General features: G+C 42.7%; 21 protein-coding genes and 1 other annotated feature. All 21 genes read right to left on the reverse strand.

The genetic code is table 11. The features are described from left to right. Positions 1 to 660: 660 nt before the first annotated feature. Positions 661 to 1,197, reverse strand: coding sequence for a transcription termination/antitermination protein NusG (gene nusG / locus N8M93_RS21440; protein WP_221569203.1), 537 nt, complete (start codon positions 1,195 to 1,197; stop codon positions 661 to 663). A gap of 92 nt (positions 1,198 to 1,289) precedes the next feature. Next, positions 1,290 to 1,484, reverse strand: coding sequence for a preprotein translocase subunit SecE (secE, locus tag N8M93_RS21445; RefSeq protein ID WP_221569204.1), 195 nt, complete (start codon positions 1,482 to 1,484; stop codon positions 1,290 to 1,292). Positions 1,485 to 1,636: 152 nt separating this feature from the next. Then, positions 1,637 to 1,786: a 50S ribosomal protein L33 gene (rpmG, locus tag N8M93_RS21450; protein WP_261134678.1), complete on the reverse strand. Its 150-nt coding sequence runs from the start codon at positions 1,784 to 1,786 to the stop codon at positions 1,637 to 1,639. A 335-nt stretch (positions 1,787 to 2,121) separates the two neighbouring features. After that, complete coding sequence (sigH, locus tag N8M93_RS21455) at positions 2,122 to 2,790, reverse strand: RNA polymerase sporulation sigma factor SigH (protein WP_261134679.1); 669 nt, start codon at positions 2,788 to 2,790, stop codon at positions 2,122 to 2,124. 53 nt (positions 2,791 to 2,843) lie between these two features. Further along, positions 2,844 to 3,353 (reverse strand): NYN domain-containing protein, encoded by a 510-nt coding sequence (locus tag N8M93_RS21460; protein ID WP_261134680.1) that lies wholly within the window; start codon positions 3,351 to 3,353, stop codon positions 2,844 to 2,846. A gap of 2 nt (positions 3,354 to 3,355) precedes the next feature. Next, on the reverse strand, positions 3,356 to 4,102 hold the full coding sequence (gene rlmB / locus N8M93_RS21465) for a 23S rRNA (guanosine(2251)-2'-O)-methyltransferase RlmB (RefSeq protein ID WP_261134681.1): 747 nt from the start codon (positions 4,100 to 4,102) through the stop codon (positions 3,356 to 3,358). Further along, positions 4,099 to 4,506, reverse strand: a complete 408-nt coding sequence (locus N8M93_RS21470) for a Mini-ribonuclease 3 (protein ID WP_261134698.1) — start codon at positions 4,504 to 4,506, stop codon at positions 4,099 to 4,101. Before N8M93_RS21470 ends, rlmB begins: the two co-directional genes overlap by 4 nt. Positions 4,507 to 4,526: 20 nt before the next feature. Further along, a complete protein-coding gene (gene cysS, locus N8M93_RS21475; protein WP_261134682.1) occupies positions 4,527 to 5,930 on the reverse strand; it encodes a cysteine--tRNA ligase in 1,404 nt (467 codons plus the stop codon). Then, positions 5,927 to 6,574: a serine O-acetyltransferase EpsC gene (gene epsC / locus N8M93_RS21480; protein WP_261134683.1), complete on the reverse strand. Its 648-nt coding sequence runs from the start codon at positions 6,572 to 6,574 to the stop codon at positions 5,927 to 5,929. The genes cysS and epsC overlap by 4 nt, the downstream gene beginning before the upstream one ends. A gap of 406 nt (positions 6,575 to 6,980) precedes the next feature. Then, positions 6,981 to 7,198: a binding site (T-box leader), on the reverse strand. A gap of 50 nt (positions 7,199 to 7,248) precedes the next feature. Further along, on the reverse strand, positions 7,249 to 8,715 hold the full coding sequence (gltX, locus tag N8M93_RS21485; RefSeq protein ID WP_261134684.1) for a glutamate--tRNA ligase: 1,467 nt from the start codon (positions 8,713 to 8,715) through the stop codon (positions 7,249 to 7,251). Positions 8,716 to 8,804: 89 nt separating this feature from the next. Next, entirely contained in the window at positions 8,805 to 9,278 is a 474-nt protein-coding gene (gene ispF, locus N8M93_RS21490; protein ID WP_261134685.1) for a 2-C-methyl-D-erythritol 2,4-cyclodiphosphate synthase, read from the reverse strand. Continuing rightward, positions 9,271 to 9,969 (reverse strand): 2-C-methyl-D-erythritol 4-phosphate cytidylyltransferase, encoded by a 699-nt coding sequence (ispD, locus tag N8M93_RS21495; RefSeq protein ID WP_261134686.1) that lies wholly within the window; start codon positions 9,967 to 9,969, stop codon positions 9,271 to 9,273. Before ispD ends, ispF begins: the two co-directional genes overlap by 8 nt. A 25-nt stretch (positions 9,970 to 9,994) precedes the next feature. Continuing rightward, positions 9,995 to 11,104: a PIN/TRAM domain-containing protein gene (locus N8M93_RS21500; protein WP_261134687.1), complete on the reverse strand. Its 1,110-nt coding sequence runs from the start codon at positions 11,102 to 11,104 to the stop codon at positions 9,995 to 9,997. A 123-nt stretch (positions 11,105 to 11,227) separates the two neighbouring features. After that, positions 11,228 to 12,301 (reverse strand): DNA integrity scanning diadenylate cyclase DisA, encoded by a 1,074-nt coding sequence (disA, locus tag N8M93_RS21505; RefSeq protein WP_261134688.1) that lies wholly within the window; start codon positions 12,299 to 12,301, stop codon positions 11,228 to 11,230. A gap of 3 nt (positions 12,302 to 12,304) precedes the next feature. Further along, a complete protein-coding gene (radA, locus tag N8M93_RS21510) occupies positions 12,305 to 13,675 on the reverse strand; it encodes a DNA repair protein RadA (protein WP_261134689.1) in 1,371 nt (456 codons plus the stop codon). 352 nt (positions 13,676 to 14,027) lie between these two features. Beyond that, positions 14,028 to 16,460, reverse strand: a complete 2,433-nt coding sequence (gene clpC / locus N8M93_RS21515) for an ATP-dependent protease ATP-binding subunit ClpC (protein ID WP_261134690.1) — start codon at positions 16,458 to 16,460, stop codon at positions 14,028 to 14,030. Positions 16,461 to 16,473: 13 nt separating this feature from the next. Further along, the gene (locus N8M93_RS21520) at positions 16,474 to 17,547 is read right to left on the reverse strand and encodes a protein arginine kinase (protein WP_261134691.1); all 1,074 of its coding nucleotides are present in this window, start codon (positions 17,545 to 17,547) and stop codon (positions 16,474 to 16,476) included. 3 nt (positions 17,548 to 17,550) lie between these two features. Continuing rightward, a complete protein-coding gene (locus N8M93_RS21525) occupies positions 17,551 to 18,072 on the reverse strand; it encodes a UvrB/UvrC motif-containing protein (RefSeq protein ID WP_261134692.1) in 522 nt (173 codons plus the stop codon). A 14-nt stretch (positions 18,073 to 18,086) separates the two neighbouring features. Beyond that, a complete protein-coding gene (locus N8M93_RS21530; protein WP_261134693.1) occupies positions 18,087 to 18,551 on the reverse strand; it encodes a CtsR family transcriptional regulator in 465 nt (154 codons plus the stop codon). Positions 18,552 to 18,678: 127 nt separating this feature from the next. After that, on the reverse strand, positions 18,679 to 19,395 hold the full coding sequence (locus N8M93_RS21535) for an MgtC/SapB family protein (protein WP_261134694.1): 717 nt from the start codon (positions 19,393 to 19,395) through the stop codon (positions 18,679 to 18,681). Positions 19,396 to 20,296: 901 nt separating this feature from the next. Next, a complete protein-coding gene (locus tag N8M93_RS21540; protein ID WP_261134695.1) occupies positions 20,297 to 20,449 on the reverse strand; it encodes a hypothetical protein in 153 nt (50 codons plus the stop codon). Between the last annotated feature and the right edge of the window lie 98 nt (positions 20,450 to 20,547).

The raw sequence follows: 20,547 nt of genomic DNA on the forward strand, positions 1-20,547 counted from the left end.
TCTTTTGGCCCTCCCACTCAATAACGGGGCTGACGTACGCCAACCCTCCCAATTTTATATCGGGTTGTTTCAAACATTAAAATTCTATCATTTCCTGTTTTACATTTCAACATTTTCTTGAAAGTTTTGTTGAAAAGCCGAATTAGATGCCTTTGAAAGATTGGTTTTGTTAAAAAATGATATTGATTCCTTCGAAATATTCCCTCTCCGCTGGCACAAGAAAAGCGGAAGCGATCTGTATATTAACAAAAGCACATCTCGACTTCGTTTGGTTAACGGACACAGGAGGCCTTAATTGTTCAATATTAATCGATTTAAGAAAAGTAACGGACACCACAGACCTTATTTCATGCAAAACCATAGAAATCATCTACAAAATTGACAAATAGCGTCTCTCATGTCCGTTAAAAATTTCTAAAACCCTCTAAATGTCACAAATAACTGCGCTGATGTCCGTTAACCAGCAACCTGCTAAATTGTGAACCTTCGCCTGGCTCGCTGTTCAGGAGCGGCTTAAAGCAACTTTCTCACCCAGTAAGTCAATACGTGAGGACCGGAGAAACCGAGTAACGATCACCGGCTAAAACCGTCACATCCTGTGACAACGCCGGTACTAGCACGTCCTGTGCGTCGGAAATTCGCCGTTTATCATTCGTTTAGCTATTGGATCTTCTCGACTTGGGTGAACCCAACCTCCACAGGAGTCTCTCTTCCGAACATGTTGACGTGGACCTTGAGCTTTTGTTTATCGATGTCGATATCTTCAACAGACCCTACGAAATTCGCAAAAGGACCTTCTTTAATTTTCACACTTTCTTTAACTTCGTAATCGACCTCAGCTTTTGGTTTTTCAAGTCCCATGCTAGATAGAATACGATCTACTTCTTCAGGTAACAGGGGTGTAGGTTTCGATCCTGAACCCGTGGAACCTACGAAGCCTGTAACACCAGGTGTATTCCGTACGACATACCAGGAATCGTCTGTCATGACCATCTCTGTCAAAACATACCCTGGGAACACCTTCTTCATAGCGGTCTTCTTCTTGCCGTTCTTAATTTCTGTTTCTTCTTCTTGCGGCACAAGCACACGGAAGATCTTATCCTCCATACCCATTGATTCAACGCGCTTTTCCAGGTTCGCTTTTACCTTGTTTTCGTATCCAGAATACGTGTGTACTACATACCATCTTTTTTCCATAACTTGTGAGGACACGATCGTCCTTTCCCTCCCAAACGGATATACTTTACCATTGTAGCCATTTGTTTTTCAGATTAATCAAGTACATTCAATTATTCAAATACGGTTTCAATGACCCAAGTCAACCCTTGGTCAATCAATGCAAAGAAGATTACGATGAAAATCACTGTAGTCAATACCGTAATTGTGTACTTTGTCAATTCTTTACGATTCGGCCAAGAAACCCTTTTTAGTTCCCTGACAACATTTGTGAAAAACCTACCTGTTTTTTGTGCAATTCCAGCCATTTATTTTACCCCCCAGTAAAATTGGTTATGAATGAATAACTCCCTAAACTTCCCGTTTTGCCATGTTAATTTGCATAAAGTGACAGGTTCAATGTTGAATCGGCGGCTACCGCAGGCAATACGGTTCTATTTATCTGATCCTTGGACGGATTTCATTTGGTTTCACGATGTAACGTGTGCGTCTGGCAATGTTTACAGAACTTTTTCATTTCAATTCGACCTTGATCACTTTCTTTGTTCTTCTTAGTCGAATAGTTTCGTTGTTTACATTGTTCACAAGCAAGTATGACCTTCGTACGCATCAGTAATCATCTCCAGAACACATCAAAATCCGAACATTTTCGAGTTTAATCCATACTTTGTCCATTTTATGCTATACACTTTATCACAGGGGTATAGTCCTGTCAACGCAACCAGAGCGTGCTCCAATGCCCTTGGGACACGTTTTTCAAATGTATATTCGCACTTTCGAATCACCTTTAAACTGCAAGAAAAAAACAGGGACATAACTTCCCCTGTCAACAATGAATGCGCGTTCAAAAGTCGCCGTATTAGATTTGATGCTTTTTTGCACTTGATGAATTTCTCTAGTTTAAGCGCAACAAACGTTCACATTCGCTAATTTTTAAAGCGTTTTCTATAGACCGACTTCTCTTAACTCGAGATAACGTTCAAGTTTTCTTTTTACTCGTTGAAGGGCATTGTCAATTGATTTCACGTGACGGTTCAAATCAACTGAAATCTCCTGATAAGATCGTCCATCAAGGTAAAGCATCAATACTTTCCGTTCCAGATCACTTAACAGTTCCCCCATTTTAAGTTCGATATCATCAAATTCTTCTTGATTGATGATGAGCTCTTCCGGGTCTGTAACCCTTGAACCACATATGACATCCAACAGCGTCCGATCAGATTCTTCATCATAGATTGGTTTATCGAGTGAGACGTATGAATTAAGCGGAATGTGTTTTTGTCTTGTTGCTGTTTTTATGGCGGTTATCATCTGGCGAGTAATACAAAGTTCAGCGAAAGCTTTGAAAGAAGATAGCTTGTCCTCTTTAAAATCACGGATAGCCTTGTAAAGTCCAATCATACCTTCTTGAATGATGTCTTCGCGATCCGCACCAATCAAAAAATAAGACCGTGCTTTTGCGCGGACGAAATTCTTGTACTTGTTGATTAAGTATTCAAGTGCGGGGCTGTTACCTTCATGAACCTGCTCCACAATCGACTCATCTTCAAGCTCGTCAAATTTCGGGTGTACAATCTCTTTGAGTTCTATGCTCACGAGAATCCCTCCGACCATGGCGACCTGGATATAGAAATATTATACAGTCACATTCGACAAGCGTCAACCACTCACCGGTCCCCTCGCCGCCATTTTTCAAAAATTTCTGCCACTTCATCTGACAGTGTCAAGGCTGAAGAGCGTCTTTCATTTTGAATATCTTTCACTTTTCGACTGATTCTTTTTTCGATATTGTCTACCTCAATTGCTAGTTCCCTGGCAGACTTCCGTAATGCTCCAAGGCCGAAAGTAACCCATTGTTCCAGAAAATCAGATGTAGCTACATGGATTTTAGTACGTATATCCTTCAGTTCTTTTGCCAGCTTTTCAATTCGCTCGTCAGCCGATTCATTCTCTTTTGTAAAAATAACTTCGATCCGATAATTTTTGTATTTCGTTTCGTTTCCAGGTACATAATGGGCATCAAAAACGACGATTACCCTCATGCCCGTGTATGCCTGGTATTCTGCCATCTTATCAACCAAGAGATCGCGTGCAGCGGCAAGGTCATCATCCCTAAGGATTCGGAGGTCCGGCCAATCCCCTATCATGTTATAGCCGTCAACCAGTAGAATCTCCATCGTTATTCACCGAAGGACCTTCGTTGCCTGAATACTTCGTACATCAACAGTCCTGCCGCAACCGAAGCATTCAAGGAAGTCACTTTCCCTTTCATTGGAAGAGATACGAGGAAGTCGCATTTTTCTTTCACCAATCGACCGATTCCTTTACCTTCGCTTCCTATGACCAACCCGATAGGCATATCGTATCTCGCATCAGTGTAATCCTGGTCTCCTTTTGCATCTGTCGCGACAAACCATACTCCACGCGCCTTCAGGTCTTCAATCGTCCTTGCAATATTCGTCACACGGACAACAGGCACGTACTCAATTGCACCTGTCGAAGCTTTTGCGACAGCAGAGGTCAATCCTACAGCCCTTCGTTTCGGTATGATCACACCATGAGCACCGGAGGCATCGGCTGTCCGTAAAATCGACCCGAGATTATGTGGGTCTTCGATTTCATCCAACACAAGGAAGAATGGATCTTCATTCTGTTTTTTTGCTAGATTGAAAATATCCTCGATATCTGCATAATCATAAGCTGCTACATAAGCCAGGACACCTTGATGATTGACGCCTTCAGCCAGGGAATCCAGCTTTTTCTTTGGCACATACTGGACTTGGATCCGTTCTTTCTTAGCTTGACTGATGACTTGTCCGATCGACCCTTTCTGTGCCCCTTCTGCTACAATGATCTTGTTGATGTCTCGCCCAGATCGAAGTGCTTCGAGGACAGGATTCCTCCCGGTTACAATATCATTATTCATCTGCTTTCCCCTCCTTCAGGTTCTTCTACGATGGTTATGGCTTTTTCAATGATTGAATCCAGTCGTTCTTTACTATCGGATAAATAAAGAAATCCAATCAAGGCTTCAAAGGCTGTCCCATAGCGGTAGGTCTGGATATCTGTATTCTTCGGAATCGTACCCATTTTACTGTTCCTTCCTCTACGGACCACGCCTTGTTCTTCTTCCGTCAGTTCAAGGTTCTCAAGCATCGTCAATATGACAGATGCTTGAGCCCTGGCTGAAACGTATCGGGTAGAAAGCTTATGAAGCTGGTGTGGTTTGACCTCTCCTTTCCCTAACAAATAGGAACGGATGTACACTTCATAAACAGCGTCCCCCATATAAGCGAGAGCAGAGGATTTTAATTGTTTTGGATCTGCGATCGACTGACTGTAAGGCTCCTTCATGATTTCCGTTTCCACCTTACTCCTTGAGGAGTATCTTCTAATATGATGCCTTGCTCATCTAAGTTATCTCGTATTTCATCAGCAAGCTGGAAGTTCTTTTCTTTACGTGCCTGATTCCGTTTTTCGATCAAAGCTTCGATGTCTTCGTCCAATAACTCTTTTTCAGCTTTAAGAACCAATCCTAGAACCTCTCCGATTTCAGCAATAACTGAAACGAAACTTTCTAACACCTCAATGGTTGTATTCTTTTCTTGAAGATATACATTCGCTTCTTTAGACAAATCGAACAAGGTTGCGATTGCGTTCGAGGTATTGAAATCGTCATCCATTTCCTTGATGAACCGCTGCTTGTAATCCTCGATTTTCTGCAGCCATTTTTCATTTTCTATTCCGAGGTCCGCACTATGGTCGATTCGATGTTCAAGGTTTTCAACGGTCGTACGGATCCGGTCTAAACTTGTCTTTGCACTTTCAAGCAGTTTTTCAGTGAAGTTAATCGGGTGCCTGTAATGGACATTCAACATGAAGAACCGGAACGCTTGCGGATCGACTTTCTTGATCAGGTCGTGCAGCAGGATGAAATTCCCGAGTGATTTCGACATTTTTTCATTGTTGATGTTAATATACCCGTTATGCATCCAATAATTTGCCATCTTCTTATCATTCAATGCTTCAGATTGAGCTATCTCGTTTTCATGATGGGGAAACGATAGGTCTTGCCCGCCTGCGTGTATGTCAATTGTGTCTCCGAGATACTTCTTCACCATTGCAGAGCACTCGATATGCCAACCCGGCCTTCCTTTCCCCCAAGGGCTTTCCCAAAAGATTTCTCCTTCTTTGGCTGTTTTCCATAAGACGAAATCCAACGGATCTTCCTTGTGTTCTCCCACCTGGATCCTGGCACCTACACGAAGTTCATCAATTGATTGCTGTGAAAGCTTACCGTAATCTTTGAACTTCTTCGTCCTAAAATAAACGTCTCCGCCTGCTTCATAGGCGTATCCTCTTTCAATCAATATTTCAATGAATTGGATGATATCATCCATTGTTTCGGTTACACGTGGATGGAGATCCGCTTTTTTGACATTCAACTCGGATGTATCATTGTGGTAGGCTTTTATGAACCTTTCCGCTAAACTTGGAACGTCTTCACCAAGTTCTTTTGCAGCCTTGATGATCTTGTCATCGACATCTGTGAAGTTTGAGATGAAATGAACATCATATCCTCGATACTCGAGATAACGGCGAACCGTATCGAAGACGATCGGAGGTCTCGCATTTCCGATATGGATGTAGTTATAGACGGTAGGTCCACACACATACATGCTCACTTTTCCTTCTTCAATCGGTTTGAATGGTTCTTTTTGCCGTGTCAATGTGTTATAAATGTGAATGCTCATTTCAACTCACTCCTTCTTAAAAACTCGATTTCTTCTTTCAAACGCTCGATTTCTCTATCCATCACTTTCAGTTTATCCGATACAGGATCCGGGAGATCGCTATGGTCAAGATCCCCTTTCACACGAACGCCATCTTGAACCACTACCTTGCCGGGTATACCTACGACCGTGGAATTTTGAGGTACATTTTGCAAAACGACCGATCCCGCTCCTACCTTAGAATATTTACCTATTGTGATCGAACCTAAAACTTTCGCACCTGTTGCAACCAATGTATGATCTTCAAGCGTCGGGTGACGTTTACCTTTTTCTTTCCCGGTTCCACCTAATGTCACGCCCTGGAATAAGGTTACGTTATCTCCGATTTCACATGTTTCGCCAATGACGACACCCATTCCATGGTCAATGAAACAGCGTCTACCCACCTTTGCACCTGGATGTATTTCAATACCAGTAAAGAAACGGCTTAGTTGCGATATGACGCGGGCCATAAAGAAGAATTTCTTTTTCCAGAAAAAATGCGCGAAGCGATGCGCCCAAATGGCATGCAGACCTGAATAAGTCAAAATCACTTCAATATAGCTTCTTGCAGCAGGGTCTTGGTCGAATACCACATCGATATCTTCCTTCAAGGTTTTAAACATATACGTCACTCCTCTCCACTATGATTTTCTTTAACCAAAACCACGAAATTCATTCCCAGATGTCTTTTTAACGGACACAGGAGACCTTATTTAGCAGTTTTTAATATTAATTGAGATGCTAACGGACACCAGAGACCTTAATTAGTGAAAAATATGGTAAAACAGCTGTTTTGTTCACAGATAACGTCTCTCATGTCCGTTAGAGTCATGAATTATGGCTTTTGCACACAAATAGCGTCTCTCATGTCCGTTACACCCGTTCGCTTTTCTCGCAGGAGTGTCGCACCCCTATTCAACACAGCTTTTCTTAAATTCTCTTGGAACTGCACCCCAAAATACCTTCCATTTAAATCCGCCCTCTTTGCTCCCAAAAGAGAGAACATAAAAAAACGCCTCTGTGATTACTCACAGAGACGCTTTCGGCGCGGTCCCACTCTGTTTAGAAGAACGAATCCTCTTCTCTCTCAGCTTCCTCTAACGGTGGAAGAACCGCTCCTATCTACTCGCTTCAATAAGAGTCTCAGAGGTGCATTTCAGGCGTCCTTCCTTGAACCACTTTCAGCCGATGATGGTTCTCTCTACTAAGAAAGGGCACACCTTACTTCTCCTCTTCACAGATTTATCGTCATTGTTTTCTTTTTACTATATTACATTTCACATAAAATGTGTATCGTTTAGTTTCCGAATTGCCCGATTGCATCTTCAAGCCTTGCGATGACCACTTCTTTACCAAGCAACGATAAGGAATCCGGAAGTTCCGGTCCGTGGGACTGGCCTGTCGCTGCTACACGGATCGGCATGAACAACTTCTTGCCTTTGTGTCCGGTCGCTTTTTGCGTTGCTTTGATCGCAGACTTGATTTCAGCAGGCTCGAATGTTTCCATCGGTCTGATTTGTTCGATTAATCCGCTCAACACTTCCGGAACTTGTTCTTCGCTTAACACCTCAGCAGCTGCTTCATTGTAATCAACAGATTTATTGAAGAACAATTCCGTCAAAGGTACAATTTCAGCTCCAAACGTAAGCTGTTCTTGATAAAGCGCGACAAGCTTATGAACCCAAGCTTCCTGTTGTTTATTACGCTCTTCAGAAACACGTCCAGCACGCTCCAGGTGGGGAACAGTCAATTTCAATACGCGATCGAAGTCAGCTTGCTTGATGTATTGGTTGTTCATCCATTCTAATTTTTTTGTATCAAATACTGCTGCTGCTTTGGACAAGCGATCTGCATCAAAAATTTCGATGAACTGTTCTTTCGTGAACAGCTCCTCTTCTCCTTTTGGAGACCAGCCAAGCAAAGCGATGAAGTTGAATAGCGCCTCAGGTAAATAGCCAAGGTCTTCATATTGTTCGATGAATTGGATCGTTGATTCATCACGCTTACTGAGCTTTTTGCGGTTTTCGTTAACGATCAAAGTCATATGGCCGAATTTCGGTTCTTCCCACCCGAATGCTTCATAAATCATCTGTTGCTTTGGCGTATTCGAAATATGATCGTCTCCACGTAAAACATGAGAAATCTTCATATGATGGTCATCAACAGCAACTGCGAAGTTGTATGTGGGAATGCCATCTTTTTTCACGATGACCCAGTCACCGATCCCATCAGATTCGAAGGTTACACGATCTTTTACGATGTCGATGAACGAATATTCCTTTCCACGTGGAACCGCGAAACGGATACTTGGCTTTCTTCCTTCTGCAGCAAGCTTTTCCCGCTCTTCTGCCGTCAAGTGGCGGCACTTTCCGGAATAGCGAGGCATTTCACCGCGCCCCTGCTGTTCTTCTCTTTCTTGTTCGAGTTCTTCTTCCGTGCAATAGCATTTATAAGCTAAACCTCGATCGAGCAAATCATTGTAGTGTGTGCGGTAAATATCAATACGCTCCATTTGGCGATATGGACCGTAGTCACCACCGACATCGACACTTTCATCCCAATCGATGCCAAGCCATTTCAAATAGTTGAGCTGGCTGTATTCGCCGCCTTCTACATTTCTTTTTTGATCGGTATCTTCAATACGGATCACGAATGTACCGTTCTGGCTGCGGGCAAACAAGTAATTGAACAAAGCCGCACGCGCATTACCGATATGTAAATGTCCTGTTGGACTTGGTGCATAACGAACTCTTACGTTAGACATAATGATCTCACCTTCCACATTTTCTTTGTAGCTATTCTATCATAGTTGTAAAGCGCCTTCCTGTTAATGATTCCCACTAACACGAAATGCTATTTTTCCATCAATATGACAGCCTGGGCAGCGATTCCCTCTCCTCTACCCGTAAAACCTAGTTTTTCCGTAGTGGTCGCTTTTATGTTCACTTGATCAAGTTCAGCCTCCAGCAATTCAGCGACGACGTTCCTCATCTCTTCAATATGGGGAGCCATCTTCGGAAGCTGGGCGATGATCGTTGCGTCCACATTCCCTAGTGAAAACCCTTTTTCTTTACCCAGTTCATACGCACGCTTCAATAGGATTTTCGAATCGATATCTTTAAAATCATCACTTGTATCTGGGAAGTGTTTTCCGAGATCACCCTCCCCGATTGCGCCGAGAACGGCATCGGTGATGACATGCAAGAGGACATCTGCATCAGAATGTCCGAGCAGCCCTTTTTCGTACGGAATGGTTACACCTCCGACGATAAGAGGCCTCCCCTCAACCAATTGATGAACATCAAAGCCTTGTCCTATCCTAAACATCCTTTTGTTGCGCCTCCCTCTCCCGAATGATTGCATTCGCAAACAACAAATCTTCCTTTGTCGTCAATTTGATATTTAGATAATCCCCTTCTACAATCGACACCGGTTGTCCAAAGTGTTCAACCAGACTAGCATCATCTGTACCAAGATGACCATTTTCTGCAGCAGCTTCATGTGCATCCCGGATAAGGGACAGATGAAAAGCTTGTGGGGTTTGCACAGCCCACAAGCTACTTCTGTCCACAGTCTCGATGACGGTATCCTGATCGATCCGTTTCACTGTGTCTTTAATCGGCACTGCAAGAACAGCTGCACCACAATCTTTTGTTTTCGTAACGAGTTTATGGATGGATTCAATCGAAACGAACGGTCTTGCACCATCATGAATCAATATGACCGTTTCTGAATCGATCGCTTTTACTCCCTCATACACGCTATGTTGTCTTTCATGCCCTCCTGGGACAATATGTTCAACTTTATCCAACTTATAAGTGGCGACGATCCGTTCGAGCTCAGCCACCTCGTTTTTATTTCCGACAAGGATAATACCACTGCACCAATCATCCTCTTGAAAAATTCGCAAGGTATGAACGATAAGTGGTATTCCTTGAAGTGTTATGAATTGTTTATTCTTCCCTGCACCCATCCGTTTACCTTGACCGGCAGCAGGAATGACCACGACATAATCCACACATCTCATCTACTTTCCGAAAGGATTACAGAGCCTTTTCTAACAGTTTAGGCTTCGCAAAAATCATTCGACCGGCAGATGTTTGGAGCACACTTGTAACCAGGACATCAATCGTTTTACCGATATAATCACGGCCATCTTCCACGACGATCATTGTGCCATCATCAAGATATCCGACACCTTGATTCTGTTCCTTCCCGTCTTTGATTACCTGAACATTCAGTTCTTCTCCTGGAAGGACTACTGGTTTGACAGCATTGGCTAGATCATTGATATTCAACACCGGAACACCCTGGAACTCACATACCTTATTCAGGTTATAATCATTCGTTACGACCATTCCAGAGACTAATTTCCCTAGCTTCACAAGCTTACTATCGACTTCTTGAACGTCTTCAAAGTCACCTTCGTAAATTTCAACTTTGATAGCAAGTTCTTTTTGGATCCGGTTCAGGATATCGAGACCCCGACGTCCTCTGTTCCTTTTTAAAACATCAGAAGAATCCGCGATATGCTGCAATTCTTCAAGGACGAATTGAGGAATGACGATCGGCCCTTCCAAAAATCCTGTCTGACAAACATCTGCTATTCTACCGTCAATTATGACACTCGTATCAAGGATTTTCAATATACCGGTGCCGGTAGATTTCGTTTCGATTTCCGCTTCCTTTTTCTTATTCGCAAAACGTGCTGAAGTAAATACGTTTACTAATTCCTCACGTTTCTTGAAACCGAACTGGAACCCGATATACCCTAACAAAGCAGTGACGAAAAAGCCGATTACATTCACAACAATACTCAATTCCATACTGTTCAACGCAAACATGGCTAAATAAGCAACAAACAGACCGAAAATCAAACCGAATGAACCAAAGAGCACATCAGCTACAGGCGCCTTCATCAAGGATTCCTCAATCCATTGGATGAACCCGACGATATAATCCGCCAACCAGAATGTACTTAAGTAAAAGACTATTGCACCAATGACAGTTCCCATGTAAGGTGATGTAACGAACCCAGGTAAATCTCCAATATTAATCAAATTATTTAATAATCGTATAAGTTCAGGTACATACAAGTAACCCAGGGTTCCACCCACGATGATAAAAAACAATTGAACAATTCGCTTTAACAAAATTGTTCACCTCCTTCTTCTCATTATAGACAGTTCATCAAATTTGAAACCTATTGCTATCATTTTACATAAAATTACATGAAAAATACAGTCATTTGAACTCGAAATCCTATCAATTTTGTGTCAGATATGACGATCAAGAAACAGTTGCTCTTGAATTCGCTTCAGACCGTCCTTGATTTTCCGGGCACGTATTTCTCCTATACCCTCTACTTCATCCAACTCTACAATAGAAGCCTTCAATGTATTTTGGAGATGTTCGAAATGATGGACGAGATTTTCAATGATAAGGGACGGTAATCTCGGTATTTTATGGAGAATACGATAGCCTCTTGGTTTGACAGGCTCCTCATATATATTCGCTGAGGGGAGGTAGCCTAATAGCCGCACAATTGCATTTTCTTCTAATAATTCTTCGCTGGATAGTTTTTTCAGTTCATTCAAGGTCCGATATGGATCCACTTTGGCATCTCGAGCATAATCTTTCACAATAAGGGCGGCTTCCGATTCGATATTGGATACGAGTTCCTCCATCTGCATGCTGATCAAGCGTCCCTCAGATCCGAGTTCGTTTACATACTTGATGATTTCGTTCCGGATACGGAGTACCATTTCGATCCGATGAATGACTTGAGAAACCTCCTGGAAGGTAACCAATTCTTCAAACTCGAGCGCCCCAAGGTCAGTCAGACTCTGATCAAGGACAGATTTATATTTTTCCAGAGTCTGTAACGCTTGATTGGCTTTTGTCAGAATAACACCGATATCCTGTAAGGAATAACGGATATTCCCTTGATACAACGTGATGACATTCCTTCTCTGTGAAATGGAAACCACTAAATTTCCGGTTTGCTTGGCAACACGTTCTGCAGTACGGTGCCGGATCCCGGTTTCTTTTGAAGGAATCGATGTATCCGGTATAAGTTGAGTATTCGCAAATAAGATTCGATTTCCTTCATCATTTAGAATAATTGCGCCATCCATTTTCGCCAATTCGTATAAATAAGCTGGAGAGAATCGGCAATTGATTGAAAAACCGCCATCGACAAGCTTCTGGACCTTGTCATTGAAGCCGACGACGATCAATCCCCCGGTTTTCGCCCGTAGAACGTTATCGATTCCATCACGTAAAGGTGTTCCAGGTGCTATATATTGAAGCATTTTACTTACAATCAGTTCTTTCATGGTAACGTCCATGCATCATCCTCCTAATGTGTGACGTAGCGTATCTTGAACAGATGATACACCGACAACTTCTATTCCTTCAGGGACCGTCCATCCTCCTATATTTTTCTCAGGCAGGATGACACGTTTGAACCCTAGCTTTGCAACCTCGTGGACACGTTGTTCAACACGTGAGACACGTCGCACTTCCCCCGTCAAACCGATTTCGCCTATGTACACATCGGTAGGTTTAGTAGGTTTGTCTTTAAAACTGGACGCGATGCTCACTGCAATTGCGAGGTCCACCGCGGGTTCATCCAATCGGACACCTCCAGCAACATTGACATATGCATCCTGATTCTGCATCAATAAGCCTACTCGTTTTTCAAGGACTGCCATCAAAAGGGAAACTTTGTTATGATCGATCCCGCTCCCCATCCGGCGCGGATTACCAAAGCTAGTCGGTGATACTAATGCCTGTATTTCTACGAGAACGGGTCGTGTTCCTTCCATGGAAGCGACAATAGCAGAACCAGCTGCACCGTCCGAACGTTCTTCTAAAAAGACTTCAGAGGGGTTCTCGACTTCATCCAATCCTGCTTCCTTCATTTCAAAAACACCGATTTCATTTGTAGATCCAAAACGGTTCTTTACAGCACGTAATATCCGATACGTATGATGTCTCTCTCCTTCAAAATAAAGAACAGCATCTACCATATGTTCAAGCAGGCGAGGGCCTGCGATTGATCCTTCTTTAGTAACGTGTCCTACAATAAACGTTGCAATTCCATTCGTTTTCGAAATCCTCATGAATTGGGAGGTACATTCCCTCACTTGTGAAACACTGCCTGGTGCAGAGGTGATTTCAGCTCTGAAAACAGTCTGGATTGAATCGATGATCAATAAGCTCGGTTTGATTTCTTCAATCGCTTTTTCGATCAGATCCATATCTGTTTCAGCATGTACATAAAGGTTATCGTGATTGATTCCGAGTCTTTGTGCCCTCAATTTTGTCTGTTTGATCGATTCTTCTCCCGATATATACAAGACGGTATGGTTGTATTGAGCTAGTTTCGCAGATGTCTGCAGCAAGAGCGTCGATTTCCCGATACCGGGATCACCGCCGACCAAAACAAGCGATCCTGGGACAATCCCACCACCCAGCACTCGGTTCAATTCTTTGATCTGCGTATTGATCCTAGGTTCTTTTTCACTTTTTATTTTAGTGATCGGAGCGGGCTTCTTACTGGATCCTCCGGTTTGAAAGGATCTGCGGTGTCCTTTTTCAGGTTGGGTGATTTCTTCCACCATCGTATTCCACTGTCCACATCCAGGACATTTTCCCATCCACTTTGGAGAATCATACCCGCAATCCGAGCATAAGAAACTTGTTTTTCTCTTTGCCATCTATATTTTCCCCATTTCCCAAACGGTTTCCAATTCTATATTTGTTACATTTGAAGAAAGTATAAATACTTTTTCAATATTAGGGCGACTAAGGCTCAGCCTGCGTTAAGGCTTTGCAAAGCCCATGTTTTCTTTAATGCCATCATATCATAAACGGGTTTGGGAACTCTTCTTTTATACATTGTATTCATAAGTTCTCATCATATGGGTAATTATGGGTATTTGATGAAAAACCGTCCAAAAAATAGTGTTAAATCTTCCAATATTTTCGTGAATTCCAATCCCTTTCACTCATAAAACAAAAAGCTCCATCAGCTTTATGAGCTGATGGAGCTTGGTAGTTCCCTTTAAATCACGTGCCGGCGCCGACAGTATTGACGGTGAAGTCGTTGTTTTCCACGTCGATCCGTACTGTCTGTCCTTTGGCGATTGTACCTCTAAGCAGCTCTTCAGATAGTCGGTCTTCGATTCTACGTTGCAAGGCACGGCGTAATGGACGTGCACCATAATCCGGATCATAGCCTTCTTCAGCGATCTTCTCAAGTGCAGCCTCAGTCATTTCAATATCAATACCTTGTTCAGCAAGACGTTTCTGAAGCTGATTCGACATCAAACCGATGATGTGTTTGAGGTGTTCTTTTTCAAGTGTATGGAACACAATCGTTTCATCAATACGGTTCAAAAACTCTGGCCGGAACGCTTTTTTCATTTCGTCCATTACCTTGGTTTTCATATTTTCATAAGCCTGATCTTCCGATTGGGTCGTGAAGCCCATGTGTTTATTGCGTTTCAATGTATTTGCTCCGACATTGGAAGTCATGATGACAACCGTGTTACGGAAGTCGACAGTACGCCCTTTCGAATCAGTCAGGCGACCATCTTCAAGTACTTGAAGCAAAATGTTGAACACTTCAGGATGGGCCTTTTCGATTTCATCCAACAGGACAACAGAGTATGGGTTACGGCGTACTTTTTCAGTCAGCTGTCCGCCTTCCTCATGACCGACATATCCTGGAGGTGAACCGACGAGACGGCTTGTCGTATGCTTTTCCATATACTCGGACATATCAATTCTGATCGTCGCATCTTCATCTCCGAATAATGCTTCGGCTAGTGCACGGGCAAGCTCCGTCTTACCAACACCAGTCGGTCCAAGGAATATGAATGAACCGATCGGACGTTTTGGATCCTTCAATCCAGCACGGGCGCGGCGGATCGCTTTGGATATCGCTTTGACGGCTTCTTCTTGACCGATCACCCGGTTATGCAGGATATCCTCCATATTGAGCAACCGTTCTGTTTCTTCTTGCTTAAGCTTGGAGACGGGTACTCCAGTCCAATTAGACACTACAAGGGCGATATCTTCTGGAGTCACTTCTGTATTTTCTTGACCTTGCTTCTCTTTCCACGTATTCTTCGTCGTCTCTAGCTCTTCACGCAATTTTTGTTCTGAATCCCGTAGCGAAGCAGCTTTTTCGAATTCTTGACTCTGAACCGCAGCATCCTTCTCTTTGCGGACACTTTCGAGCCTTTGTTCGAGCTCTTTCAAGTTTGGAGGTGCTGTATAAGAACGGAGACGTACTTTTGAAGCTGCCTCATCGATCAGGTCGATCGCTTTATCTGGTAAGAAACGATCGGAAATGTAACGGTCTGATAATTTTACCGCCGCATCAATTGCATCGTCCGTGATTGTGACACGATGGTGGGCTTCATATCGGTCTCGCAATCCTTTTAGAATCTGAACGGATTCGTCATTAGTCGGCTCATTGACACGGATTGGTTGGAAACGTCTTTCTAGAGCCGCGTCCTTCTCAATATATTTTCTATATTCATCTAATGTCGTTGCACCGATACATTGCAGCTCACCGCGGGCAAGAGCAGGTTTCAGAATGTTCGAAGCATCGATTGCACCTTCTGCGCCTCCGGCACCGATCAATGTGTGGAGCTCATCGATGAACAAGATAATGTTTCCAGCCTGGCGGATCTCATCCATTACTTTTTTCAATCGATCTTCAAATTCACCACGGTATTTCGTTCCAGCGACGACCGTCCCCATATCAAGTGTCATGACGCGTTTATCTCTCAATGTCTCCGGTACTTCATTATTGATGATTTGCTGTGCGAGCCCTTCTGCAATCGCTGTTTTACCGACACCTGGCTCCCCGATCAGAACCGGGTTGTTTTTCGTACGACGGCTCAACACTTCGATGACACGTTCAATCTCTTTACTGCGGCCGATGACTGGATCCAGACTGCCATCACGAGCTACGGCTGTGAGATCTCTTGCCAGACTATCAAGTGTTGGTGTATTTGCATTGACTGAAGAGCCGCCTGATGACGAGGAAGATTCGTTGCTTCCTAACAATTGCAGAACCTGTTGACGTGCTTTATTCAGGCTTACCCCGAGGTTGTTCAGTACTCGAGCTGCAACGCCTTCTCCTTCACGGATCAAACCTAGCAATATATGTTCAGTCCCAACATAAGAGTGACCAAGTTTACGAGCTTCATCCATCGATAATTCAATGACTTTCTTGGCTCTTGGTGTATAGTGGATCGTTTGGACGGACTCCTGTCCTTTGCCAATCAGTGTTTCGACTTCTTTTTGAATTTTTTCAGGACTTAATCCTAGAACAGAAAGTGCTTTTGCTGCTATACCTTCACCTTCACGAACCAAACCAAGCAGAATATGCTCAGTTCCAACATTGTTATGCCCTAGGCGGATCGCTTCCTCTTGTGCAAGAGCGAGGACTTTTTGCGCTCTTTCCGTAAATCGACCAAACATCATCTTGATCACCTTCCTATTCGTTGTTCTTTTCTAATTTCAATCTCTCACGTATCAACGTTGCTCGGCGGATGTCCCTTTCATCAGGGGTCAACGTCTCGCCTGCGTATTGTTGTAAAAAACCTGGTTGAGTGAGTATCATAAGTTCATTCAATATTGTGTGTGAAATACCTTCTATCAATTTCAAATCGATTCCAAGCCGTACATCCGATAAACATTTAGAGGCCTCTTTAGATTGTATGATCCGACTGTTTGCAAGGGTACCGAGTGACCGGTAAACCCGATCCTCTAATTGTAATTTCGAGGTCTCAAGCAAATGTTTTCTGGCGGATCGCTCCTCTTCTATCAGCTGGATGACGACTCCTCTTAAATCTTCTACAATATCCTGTTCAGATTTACCCAATGTCATTTGATTTGAAACTTGAAACACATTTCCTTGTGCTTCGCTGCCTTCTCCGTAAATTCCTCTGACCACCAGACCTAACTGGTTGATCGCGGGGACGATACGCTGAATTTTCTGTGTTAAAACAAGAGCTGGCAAGTGCATCATGACCGAGGCTCTCATTCCTGTCCCGACATTCGTCGGGCAACTTGTAAGATACCCGTGTTGTTCATCAAACGCATAAGTCAGCCTTTCCTCGAACCAATCGTCTATACCGCTTGCTAAAGTCAACGCTTCAATCAGTTGAAAGCCCGGAAAAAGGCACTGGATCCGTATATGGTCTTCTTCATTGATCATGATGCTTACATTTTCTTCATCACTCATCAACACTCCCGAATGCTTCGGTTCTTCTGTAAGGTTCGGACTGACTAAATGTTTTTCTACTAAAACCCTTTTTTCAATCGGTTTCAAATCATCTATATCGATATACGACAAGACACCTACATTACCATATGTTTCGTTCTGATAATGTTTTCGGATTTGTTGATTTACTTCATCCGACTGCTGATCGTCCGAAATAATTGGAAAAACATGATTTTCAAGGTTCCTTGCTAACCGGATCCGACTGCTTAAGACAATATCCGAATCAGGACCTTCTTTTTTCATCCAAGGGCTAATCGCTTCACTGATAAATTTTTTAAGAGACATCGATCAGCTCCCCCCCTTGAACCGTTTTTCCTTCATTCGAATCTCGTCTCTTATTTTAGCAGCTTCTTCAAATTCTTCTTGGGTGATAAGCTGTTGCAGTTGCTGCTTAAGTTGGTCGATTTTTTTACGTTCGATCAGATCATTACCGATTCGTTTTGGAATTTTTCCAGTATGGCTTGTGTTTCCACCGTGGATACGCTTAAACATCGAGGTCAATTTCGAATCGAACGTTTTGTAGCAATTCGTACAGCCGAACCGGCCGATCTTCGCAAACTCGGCGTAACTCAAGCCGCATTGCGGGCATTGCGTGACTTGTTTTTCCGGTTGAGAATTAGCGGCATTACCTATATCGAAGTTAAGAATCCCTGATAAAAGGTTGTGAATTGAAAACGAATTCGATCCTGGTATTAAATCCCCTTTATCCTTTGCACATTGTTCACAAATATGAAATTCATTCTTTTTCCCATTGATGATTTTCGTGAAGTGCAAAGTTGCTGGCCGTTGTTGGCATTCTTGACAGTACACGCCTTACACTCCCCTCAATCTTTATATTTCAAGCTTTGTATCATTGCTCGTAACAGATTTGCACGCAGTTCATCACGATAAGGCAATACGATATTGATTGTGGAGCGATCAATTACACTTTTCATCAGCCTTGCTTCTTTCCTCGTTATAATTCTTTCTTCAAATAGCCTGTAGATGATGTTTTCACTAGCAGCTTGGCTGATTCGCGTGTTGATCATTTTGAGGATTTCATCAAGTAAAATGGTCGAACTATCTGTTTCTACTTTAATAATCCGAATATATCCTCCTCCTCCTCTTTTACTTTCCACAATAAAGCCTTTTTCAATCGTAAACCTTGTGTTGATGACATAATTGATTTGTGAGGGGACACATTGAAATTTCTCAGCAATTTCACTTCGTTTGATTTCAATTGCTTTTTTATGGCTTTCTTTAATGATTTCCTTCAAATGTGCTTCGATAATATCAGAAATGTTTTTCATCCCATCGTTGCCCCTCCTACTATCTGACTTTGACTTTCTTTGACTATAATTATAAACATTTGCACGAAAGTTGCAAATGTTTTGATGTCTACATTATAGACAGACTTTGAGGTGAATAAACTATTTTTTACTCTGTTGCAAACACTTTATGAACAAACTCGATGGATTGTATCTTGTCATATAATTCCGGTAGTGTTTTTTGGTTCGATAACTGGATTTTGAATGTATATTTTATAAGGGGAATCGAAGCATCATTCGGATAATCATCCACTGATAAACTTAAAATCGGGGTTTTCAATGCTTCTAATTCATTTACGATTCTGGATAGGGACACCTCTTTATTCTCAACAATGACTGTAACATGGTGATACCGCTGTTTCCTTAGATATAAATCCTCGAACTTGTTCAGGAACAATAAACTCAAAATCATGATGAATGTTGTAAAAATAGCTTCATAATACATCCCGATCCCTACCACAAGACCAATTCCTGCCACAAGCCAGATCGATGCTGCTGTAGTCAGTCCTTTGACTGTGACACCATGCACTAGAATCGTTCCTGCTCCTAAAAATCCGATCCCGCTAACAACATAAGCTGGTAGACGTGATGGGTCAAATCCCTGGACACGCTCATGGGAATTTAAAAAATCCTCAAACCCGAACATTGATAAAATCATCATCAAACAAGCACCGACACCGACCAATAAGTGAGTACGGAACCCAGCGGGATGTCGTTTGAATTCACGCTCAATACCGACTAATCCACACAATAAAGCAGCTAACAAAAGCCGGATAGTGATCGTTGCTGTTTCGTCTGTCCACCAATCGAACAAATCAAATTCCATGTACATCTCCCCTATAAGTACGATAGTATAATGCCCTCACTATTAAATCGTATGGTATATAGTAATCAATTATAGGCTAACAGCTATAAAAGGTGAAATAAAAATGATTATCGTGATTGAGCCAAGTGCTTGTGGGTGCTTTTAAAGGAAACTTTGAAAAGCCAAGCCTTTGGCGGAGCTGAGCCTTTGTTGCGCTTATACTGAAGAAAGTTTTTTTATACTTTCTTCAAGTGTAAATAATGCGGTTGATTTCTTCGGGATCCATCCCCTTTCCACGGGCAAACGAAAAGCGGAACCGACCCTATACGGTCTTTAACGGTCAAAATAGTTCTGTCCTGTACGTCAAAATGTTATATCTGTTCTATGACGGTACGGATTAGCCTCTTGCCGTCCGTCAAATTACGATCTTTGTACTTTGAGTACGAATTTAACTGTATAAGCCCCTCATTTTTTGTATACCCGGCACACTTGTATTACTCTAAGGGACCTCAACATCCTTTCTGAGTACATCAAATCCGTTTTTTCTCCTTTTCATGTATTCAGAAGGGCTCTCTGAATTCATCAAATCCGGTTTTTCTCCTTTTCATGTATTCAGAACGGCTCTCTGAGTACATCAAATCCGGTTTTTCTCCTTTTCATGTATTCGGAACGGCTTCCTGAGTACATCAATTTCGGTTTTTCTCTTTTTCATGTATTCAGAACGGCTCTCTGAGTACATCAAATCCGGTTTTTCTCCTTTTCATGTATTCAGAACGGCTCTCTGAGTACATCAAATCCGGTTTTTCTCCTTTTCATGTATTCGGAACGGCTCTCTGAGTACATCAAATCCGGTTTTTCTCCTTTTCATGTATTCAGAACGGCTCTCTGTGTACATCAAATCCGGTTTTTCTTTTTCATGTATTCAGAACGGCTCTCTGAGTACATCATACTGGCTTTCTTGTACTTTCATGTACTCAATACCTTCCTTCTCTGAGTTCTTCATTTCTTCCTCAAACACAAAAAAGAACAGCTTTACAGCTGCTCTCTTAGTTGCCCGGCGACGTCCTACTCTCACAGGGGGAAGCCCCCAATTACCATTGGCGCTCGAGCTTCACTTCCGTGTTCCGCCTTCGGCCTGAGATGAACGGCGGATCTCTTCGTCATCGGCACTCG

It is taken from the genome of Bacillus sp. Marseille-Q3570, from assembly GCF_946151055.1.
Lineage (GTDB): Bacteria > Bacillota > Bacilli > Bacillales > Fictibacillaceae > Pseudalkalibacillus.